The organism is Pseudomonas sp. P4_C3 (genome assembly GCF_056402075.1).
Genome location: NZ_JBFUIC010000081.1, coordinates 20,509 through 29,544 on the forward strand (window position 1 = coordinate 20,509; position 9,036 = coordinate 29,544).

Consider the following 9,036-nt stretch of genomic DNA (forward strand, 5'->3'; position numbering starts at 1 on the left):
GAGCTGCCGCAGGCTGCGATCTTTTGACTTTGCTTAAAAACAATGCAATCCGCGCATGCTGCTCGGCCAGTTTGCCCAGGGCCTGTTCGGCCTCGGCCAGTTTGGCGCGTTCTTTCTCGATGACTTCGGCTGGCGCCTTGTCAACGAAACCGGCGTTGGACAGCTTGCCGCCGACACGTTGCACTTCACCTTGCAGACGCTGGATTTCCTTGTCCAGACGCGCCAGTTCCGCACCTTTGTCGATCAAGCCGGCCATTGGCACCAGCACTTCCATCTCGCCGACCAGAGCGGTAGCGGACAGCGGTGCTTCTTCGCCAGCAGCCAGCACGGTGATCGATTCGAGGCGGGCCAGCTTCTTCAGCAGGGCTTCGTTCTCGGTCAGGCGACGCTGATCCTCGGCGCTGACGTTCTTCAGGAACAGCGGCAGCGGTTTGCCCGGGCCGATGTTCATTTCGCCACGGATGTTGCGAGTGCCGAGCATCAGGCCCTTGAGCCATTCGATGTCATCTTCGGCGGCCTGATCGATGCGTGTTTCGTTGGCCACCGGCCAAGGTTGCAGCATGATCGTCTTGCCATCGATGCCCGCCAGCGGCGCGATGCGCTGCCAGATTTCTTCGGTGATGAACGGCATGAACGGGTGCGCCAGGCGCAGGGCGACTTCCAGTACGCGAACCAGGGTGCGACGGGTGCCGCGCTGGCGTTCGACCGGTGCGTTTTCGTCCCACAGCACAGGCTTGGACAGTTCCAGGTACCAGTCGCAATACTGGTTCCAGATGAACTCGTACAAGGCTTGCGCGGCCAGGTCGAAACGGAACTGGTCAAGCTGGCGGGTCACTTCGGCTTCGGTGCGTTGCAGCTGCGAAATGATCCAGCGGTCAGCCAGGGACAGCTCAAAGGCTTCGCCGTTCTGGCCGCAGTCTTCGCCCTTGTCCAGCACGTAGCGCGCCGCGTTCCAGATCTTGTTGCAGAAGTTGCGATAGCCTTCGACGCGACCCATGTCGAACTTGATGTCACGACCGGTGGACGCCAGCGAGCAGAAGGTGAAGCGCAGGGCGTCGGTGCCGTAGCTGGCGATGCCTTCGGCGAACTCGTCGCGGGTCTGCTTCTCGATCTTCTTCGCCAGTTTCGGCTGCATCATGCCGGAGGTGCGTTTCTGCACCAGTTCTTCCAGCTCGATGCCGTCGATGATGTCCAGCGGGTCAAGGACGTTGCCCTTTGACTTGGACATTTTCTGGCCTTGGCCGTCACGCACCAGGCCGTGAACGTACACCGTCTTGAACGGTACCTGCGGCGTGCCGTCTTCGTTTTTCACCAAATGCATGGTGAGCATGATCATCCGGGCAACCCAGAAGAAAATGATGTCGAAGCCGGTCACCAGGACGTCGGTGGAGTGGAATTTCTTCAGGAACTCGGTTTTTTCCGGCCAGCCGAGGGTGGAGAACGTCCACAGGCCCGAGCTGAACCAGGTGTCGAGAACGTCATTGTCCTGTTGCAGCGCAACGTCCGGTCCGAGGTTGTGCTTGGCCCGAACTTCGGCTTCGTCGCGACCGACGTAGACCTTGCCCGACTCGTCGTACCAGGCCGGAATCCGGTGGCCCCACCACAGCTGGCGGCTGATGCACCAGTCCTGGATGTCGCGCATCCACGAGAAGTACATATTTTCGTACTGTTTCGGCACGAACTGGATACGGCCGTCTTCAACGGCGGCAATCGCAGGCTCGGCCAATGGCTTGGTGGACACGTACCACTGGTCGGTCAGCCAAGGCTCGATGACGGTGCCGGAGCGGTCGCCTTTCGGCACTTTCAGGGCGTGATCGTCAACGCTGACCAACAGGCCGGCAGCGTCAAACGCGGCGACGATCTGCTTGCGCGCTTCGAAGCGGTCGAGACCGGCATATTCGGCCGGGATCTTGCCGTCGATGGTTTCGTTCAGCGTGCCGTCGAGGTTGAACACCTGGCACGCTGGAAGAACGGCTGCGTTCTTGTCGAAGATGTTCAGCAGCGGCAGGTTGTGACGCTTGCCGACTTCATAGTCGTTGAAGTCGTGGGCCGGGGTGATTTTCACGCAGCCGGTGCCGAATTCAGGGTCGCAGTAATCGTCGGCGATGATCGGGATACGGCGGCCAACCAGTGGCAGCTCGACAAATTTGCCGATCAGGGCTTTGTAGCGTTCATCGTTCGGGTTAACGGCCACGGCGGAGTCGCCGAGCATGGTTTCCGGGCGAGTGGTCGCGACGATCAGGAAATCGTTGCCTTCAGCGGTCTTGGCGCCGTCGGCCAGCGGGTATTTCAGGTTCCACAGGAAACCTTTCTCGTCGTGGTTCTCCACTTCGAGGTCGGAAATCGCCGTGTGCAGCTTGGTGTCCCAGTTGACCAGGCGCTTGCCGCGGTAGATCAGGCCGTCTTCGTGCAGGCGTACGAAAGCTTCTTTAACGGCTTCCGAGAGTCCGTCGTCCATGGTGAAGCGCTCGCGGCTCCAGTCAACCGACGAGCCGAGGCGGCGGATCTGACGGCTGATGTTGCCACCGGACTCATCCTTCCACTCCCAGACTTTCTCGAGAAATTTCTCGCGGCCCAGGTCATGGCGGCTCTGGCCCTTGGTTTCGAGCTGACGCTCTACCAGCATCTGCGTGGCGATACCGGCGTGGTCGGTGCCCGGCTGCCACAGGGTGTTGCGACCCTGCATGCGGCGGAAACGGATCAGGGCGTCCATGATCGCGTTGTTGAAGCCGTGACCCATGTGCAGGCTGCCGGTGACGTTCGGCGGCGGGATCATGATGGTGTAGGACTCGCCCGCGCCTTGCGGGGCGAAGTAATTCTCTGACTCCCAGGTGTTGTACCAGGAAGTTTCAATGGCGTGCGGCTGGTAGGTCTTATCCATGCGCGGCGGGACCCTATTGGCATTTATTCAGGAAAAGCCGGGAAGTATAGCGGGGATGAGCCGATGCGCGTAGAGCGAGGTGACAATGGGTGGGGGAAAGTTGTGGTTTTTCGGGGGGTGTTTTGTCAGTGAGGGCGCCATCGCGGGCAAGCCCGCTCCCACAGGGATATGTGTCGTACCAGCATTTTGTGAACGACACTCAACCTGTGGGAGCGAGCCTGCTCGCGATGGCGGTCTGTCAGGCGACCTGATTCAAATCGTTATGCCGCGTTTCCTTCAGGCACAGCACCGCAATCAAACTCAGCACCGCCGCCCCGGACACATAACCGCCGACGTAACTCAACCCGCCCATCGCCACCAGTTTCTGGGCGAAGAACGGCGCTGCGGACGCACCGACGATACCGCCCAGGTTGTAGGCCGCCGAAGCGCCGGTGTAGCGCACGTGAGTGGGGAACAGCTCCGGCAACAGCGCACCCATCGGCGCAAACGTCACGCCCATCAGAAACAGCTCGATGCACAGGAACAGCGCCACGCCCCAGGTCGAACCTTGGGTCAGCAGCGGTTCCATGAGGAACCCTGACAGGATCGCCAGCACACCACCGATGATCAGTACCGGTTTGCGCCCGTAACGGTCGCTGGCCCAGGCCGACAGCGGGGTGGCGGCAGCCATGAACAGCACCGCGAAGCACAGCAGGCCGAGGAAGGTTTCGCGGCTGTAGCCGAGCGTTGTCACACCGTAACTCAGGGAAAACACGGTGGAGATGTAAAACAGCGCGTAGCACACGACCATCGCGCCAGCGCCCAGCAATACGGGCGCCCAGTATTGGCCGAACAGCTCGAACAGGGGGATCTTCACCCGTTCCTGGCGTGCCATGGCATTGGCGAACACGGGGGTCTCATGCAGCTTGAGGCGCACGTACAGGCCGACCATCACCAGTGCGGCGCTGAGCAGGAACGGAATACGCCAGCCCCATGAGCGGAACTGTTCATCATCCAGAACCACGGCCAGGGTCAGGAACAGGCCGTTGGCCGCCAGAAAGCCGATGGATGGACCCAGTTGCGGGAACATGCCGAACCACGCGCGCTTGCCTTTGGGTGCGTTCTCCGTGGCCAACAACGCCGCACCACCCCATTCGCCGCCCAGCCCCAAGCCCTGGCCGAAGCGCAGGACACACAGCAGGACCGGTGCCCAGGCGCCAATGCTGTCGTAACCCGGCAGAACGCCGATCAGGGTGGTGCACACGCCCATCAGCAGCAGCGAGGCGACCAGGGTACTCTTGCGGCCGATACGGTCGCCGAAGTGACCGAAAAGGGCCGAACCCAAGGGGCGCGCAAGGAAGGCGATGCCGAACGTGAGAAACGCCGAAAGCATCTGGGCGGTGCCGGATGTCTGCGGAAAGAACACCGGACCGATCACCAGCGCGGCGGCGGTGGCATAGACGTAGAAGTCGTAGAACTCGATGGCGGTACCGATGAAACTCGCGGTGGCCACGCGGGTGGCGGAGTTCGTCGGTTGTGCAGGTGTGGAGTCGCTGTAAGTCGTGCTGGTCGTCATGCGGTTATCCCTGACAGTCATGTGCTCCAGTGGAGCGAATTATTATGGTCGAGAACCCAGGGATGTGGGTGGAGGCACGGTCGCTGTTCAAGGTAGGAACAGTCGTCGGTTTGTTGCGGGCTTTGCGGGTGGACAGGCCGGAAGTTGTGAAGTGCGGGGTAAGCACGGGGCCGGCGAGGCTTGGGTAAGCGGTTCGATTATAGGAAGGTGGCTAACGATCGAGCAAGAGGGCCCCCTCGCCACAGGGATTTGTGTCGGGTTTTAGATAACCACAGGCATCGAGCTGGTCTGCCAGATCAGCACCCGCGTGACACGGTTGTCCTCGGTCTCGAGAATTTCCAGGCGGTAGCGGCCGATCTTCAGGCACACCGTGCTTTCGGGAATGGTTTCCAGGGCCTCGGTGACCAAGCCGTTCAGGGTTTTCGGGCCATCGCTGGGCAGGTGCCAGCCGAGGCTCTTGTTCAGCTCGCGAATGGAGGCGGCACCGTCGATCACCAGGCGTCCGTCGGCTTGCGGATGAATGTGCGGATTGTCCACGCTGTGTTGGCTTTCGAACTCACCGACGATTTCTTCGAGAATGTCTTCCAGGGTGACGATGCCCAGCACTTCGCCGTATTCGTCGACCACCATGCCCAGGCGCCGCTGCTGCTTGTGGAAGTTGAGCAGCTGCAACTGCAACGGGGTACTTTCCGGCACGAAGTACGGCTCGTGGCTGGCCGCCAGCAACGCTTCCCTGGTCAGGATCGCATCGGGCAGCAAGTGAAGGATGTGTCGGGTGTTGAGGACGGCTTCGACCTGGTTGATATCACTGTGGAACACCGGCAGGCGCGTGCGCTTGTTGTGGCGCAATTGTTCGATGATTTCTTCGATGGAGTCATCGAGATTGATGCCGTCCACGTCGCTGCGCGGTACCAGGATGTCATTGACGGTGATGTTGTCCAGCGCGTGGATGCCTGGCAGCGGGTGAGGGCGGCTTACGGTTTCGGAGGGCGCATGCCGCTCCGTCAGCGCCTCGTCTTCACTTTGTTGCACTACTTTGGTTTTACGGGCGAATGGTCGCGTCAGCAACTGACTGATGCTATTGAGCAGCCATGCCGCGGGATAGATGATTTTCAGCGGCACCCGCAGCAGATTGTTGCCCTGGGCCAGGATCGCATCCGGATAGCGGGTGGCGAGGGCGCGTGGCAAGTAGTCGGAAAACACCAGCAACATGGCACCCGTCCCGAGGCAGGCGACCCACGGGCCGTTCTCGGCCCAGGTGAAAATGGCCAGCAAGGTGCTGATGACTACCACCAGTGCACGGCACAGGGTGTTGCAAAAAATCAGGCTGGCCAGGGGGAAGCTGAGTTTCGCCACCGGTTTGTCGCTGGAGCGCGTTGCGGTGCGCTGGGCCAGCAAATGCTGGTGCGCCGCTTCGATGGCGGTAAACAGCCCCGACCATAAAATCAGCAGGGTCACTACCGCGAGCATCGGCCCTATGGGCAAGTCGTCCATTAATGCCGCCCGTCAGATATGCAGGATGTATTCACGAACCAGCTTGCTGCCGAAATACGCCAGCATCAGCAGGCAAAAACCGGCCAGGGTCCAGCGAATCGCTTTGTGCCCGCGCCAGCCGAGGCGATTGCGTCCCCACAGCAGCACGCTGAAGACGACCCAGGCCAGGCAGGCCAGCAGGGTTTTGTGCACCAGATGCTGGGCGAACAGGTTCTCGACGAACAGCCAGCCGGAAATCAGCGACAGCGACAACAGCGTCCAGCCGGCCCAGAGGAAACCGAACAGCAGGCTTTCCATGGTTTGCAGTGGCGGGAAGTTCTTGATCAGCCCGGAGGGATGCTTGTGCTTGAGCTGGTGGTCTTGAACCAGCAGCAGCAAGGACTGGAACACCGCGATGGTGAACATGCCGTAGGCCAGAATCGAAAGCAGGATGTGGGCGAGGATGCCAGGCTCTTCATCGATGACCTGCACCGTACCGGCCGGCGCGAAATGCGCCAGTGACACGGTCAAGGCCCCAAGCGGGAACAGCAGGATCAGCAGGTTCTCTACCGGAATCCGCGAGCAGGCCAGCAGGGTCAGTGCGATGACCGCCACGGCAATCAGGCTGGCGGCGCTGAAGAAGTCCAGGGCCAGGCCGCCCGGGGTCAGCAGGTGGGTGAGCAGGCTGGCGCTATGGGCCAATACGGCGAGCACGCCGAGCATGACCAGCAGGCGTTTGTTGGCCTTGGCGCCGGAAGCCAGGCGAGTGCCCTGGTAAATGGTCGCAGCGGCATACAAGCAGGCGGCGGCGAGGGTAGTTAGCAAGCTGGGTGACAAGGGGAGCATAAATCCTGTTAGGCAAGCCCGAAAGTCGCTGAGTTTGGCATAGAACCCCCGCCGCACGAAAGACCGCGCAACCCGACAGCGAGGTGTCCGCCGGCCACAGTCTTCGCTATAATCCGCGACCTGCCCACGCCGCAGGCTCGCCGAGCACACGTTTAGTCCGGTCCGGGCCGCCATTATCCCGGTCTACACAGGGCCTGAAAGGATCGCGCAATGTTTGAAAACTTAACCGACCGTCTCTCGCAGACGCTGCGCCATGTCACCGGCAAGGCYAAGCTGACTGAAGACAACATCAAAGACACCCTGCGTGAAGTGCGCATGGCGTTGCTCGAAGCCGACGTCGCCCTGCCGGTGGTCAAGGACTTCGTCAATTCGGTCAAGGAGCGTGCCGTCGGTACCGAGGTGTCGCGCAGCCTGACGCCGGGCCAGGCCTTCGTGAAGATCGTCCAGGCCGAACTTGAAAGCCTGATGGGCGCGGCCAACGAAGATTTGAACCTGAGCGCCGTGCCGCCAGCGGTCATCCTGATGGCCGGTTTGCAGGGCGCTGGTAAAACCACCACTGCCGGCAAGCTCGCGCGCTTCCTCAAAGAGCGCAAGAAGAAGTCGGTCATGGTGGTGTCCGCCGACGTTTACCGTCCCGCGGTGATCAAGCAGCTGGAAATGCTCGCCGGTGAAGTCGGCGTTACCTTCTTCCCGTCCGACCTGAGCCAGAAGCCGGTCGAGATCGCGCAAGCGGCTATTAAGGAAGCGAAACTCAAATTCATCGACGTGGTCATCGTCGATACCGCTGGTCGTCTGCACATCGATGAAGAGATGATGGGCGAGATCAAGGCCCTGCACGCCGCGATCAACCCGGTCGAAACCCTGTTCGTGGTCGACGCCATGACCGGCCAGGATGCCGCCAACACGGCCAAGGCCTTCGGCGATGCATTGCCGCTGACCGGTGTGATCCTGACCAAGGTCGACGGCGACGCCCGTGGCGGTGCCGCTCTGTCGGTGCGTGCGATCACCGGCAAGCCGATCAAGTTCATCGGTATGGGCGAGAAGAGCGAAGCGCTCGATCCGTTCCATCCTGAGCGTATCGCCTCGCGCATCCTCGGCATGGGTGACGTACTCAGCCTGATCGAGCAGGCGGAAGCGACCCTCGACAAGGACAAGGCCGACAAACTGGCCAAGAAGCTGAAGAAGGGCAAGGGCTTCGATCTCGAAGACTTCCGCGATCAGCTGCAACAAATGAAGAACATGGGCGGCCTCGGCGGCCTGATGGACAAGCTGCCGAACATGGGCGGCGTGAATCTGGCGCAGATGGGCAACGCCCAGGGCGCGGCAGAGAAACAATTCAAGCAGATGGAAGCCATCATCAACTCCATGACCCCGGCCGAGCGCCGCGACCCTGAGATGATCAGCGGTTCGCGCAAGCGTCGGATCGCCATGGGTTCTGGCACTCAGGTGCAGGACATAGGCCGCTTGATCAAGCAGCACAAGCAGATGCAGAAGATGATGAAGAAGTTCTCCGCGAAAGGCGGAATGGCCAAGATGATGCGCGGCATGGGCGGAATGTTGCCCGGCGGCGGCATGCCTAAAATGTAATGAATTCGCGCCGGCCATCAGGTCGGCGCAGCCCCACACGGACGTGGGATATACAGCAAACCCGCACTTGGCGGGAGCTGACCGGCCGTTTTCAACGACGGCTCTATAGCAAATCTGCATGGCGGCCGATAGACCGCCGGAAAAAGTCATTTGCAAAAGTCCGGATATTCCTTAGAATATGCGGCCTTTCGGGCACCCATGCCCGCTGTGCCTTTAGATTTGCAGCACCGACTACAGGAACGATGTTCACATGCTAACAATCCGTCTTGCCCTTGGCGGCTCCAAAAAGCGCCCGTTTTACCACTTGACCGTAACCGACAGCCGCAACCCGCGCGACGGTTCGCACAAGGAACAGGTTGGCTACTTCAACCCTGTTGCTCGTGGTCAGGAAGTTCGTCTGTCCGTGAACCAAGAACGCGTAGCCTACTGGCTGAGCGTTGGTGCACAACCTTCTGAGCGCGTTGCTCAGTTGTTGAAGGAAACTGCTAAGGCTGCGGCCTGAGCAATATGAACGCGACGCCAGCCATTGCTGATGATTTGATCGTTATCGGCAAGATTTATTCTGTTCACGGCGTTCGCGGCGAAGTGAAGGTGTACTCCTTTACTGATCCGATTAAAAACCTGCTGGACTACAAAACCTGGACGCTCAAGCGTGACGGCAATGTAAAGCAGGTAGAGCTGGTCAGCGGACGCG

Annotated in this window: 5 protein-coding genes and 2 pseudogenes; 3 read left to right on the forward strand and 4 right to left on the reverse strand. The window is 60.6% G+C overall.

The genetic code is table 11. The features are described 5' to 3' along the window. Positions 1 to 43: 43 nt before the first annotated feature. The 4 genes and pseudogenes from AC1DVH_RS15250 to AC1DVH_RS15265 form a co-directional block, all read right to left on the reverse strand. A pseudogene (locus AC1DVH_RS15250) lies at positions 44 to 2,881 on the reverse strand (valine--tRNA ligase); the annotation flags it as partial. Positions 2,882 to 3,119: 238 nt separating this feature from the next. Further along, the gene (locus tag AC1DVH_RS15255) at positions 3,120 to 4,436 is read right to left on the reverse strand and encodes an MFS transporter (protein WP_477754503.1); all 1,317 of its coding nucleotides are present in this window, start codon (positions 4,434 to 4,436) and stop codon (positions 3,120 to 3,122) included. A gap of 261 nt (positions 4,437 to 4,697) precedes the next feature. Continuing rightward, positions 4,698 to 5,930 (reverse strand): transporter associated domain-containing protein, encoded by a 1,233-nt coding sequence (locus AC1DVH_RS15260; RefSeq protein WP_477754504.1) that lies wholly within the window; start codon positions 5,928 to 5,930, stop codon positions 4,698 to 4,700. Positions 5,931 to 5,942: 12 nt separating this feature from the next. After that, positions 5,943 to 6,755, reverse strand: a complete 813-nt coding sequence (locus tag AC1DVH_RS15265; protein ID WP_477754505.1) for a cytochrome C assembly family protein — start codon at positions 6,753 to 6,755, stop codon at positions 5,943 to 5,945. 210 nt (positions 6,756 to 6,965) lie between these two features. Between AC1DVH_RS15265 and ffh the strand changes: the two genes are divergently transcribed. The 3 genes and pseudogenes from ffh to AC1DVH_RS15280 form a co-directional block, all read left to right on the forward strand. Next, positions 6,966 to 8,342, forward strand: coding sequence for a signal recognition particle protein (gene ffh, locus AC1DVH_RS15270; RefSeq protein WP_477754506.1), 1,377 nt, complete (start codon positions 6,966 to 6,968; stop codon positions 8,340 to 8,342). Between the two features lie 250 nt (positions 8,343 to 8,592). After that, positions 8,593 to 8,844 carry a 30S ribosomal protein S16 gene (rpsP, locus tag AC1DVH_RS15275; protein ID WP_108214983.1) on the forward strand — a complete coding sequence of 84 codons (252 nt, stop codon included), beginning with the start codon at positions 8,593 to 8,595 and terminating at the stop codon, positions 8,842 to 8,844. A gap of 5 nt (positions 8,845 to 8,849) precedes the next feature. Beyond that, a pseudogene (locus tag AC1DVH_RS15280) lies at positions 8,850 to 9,036 on the forward strand (ribosome maturation factor RimM); the annotation flags it as partial.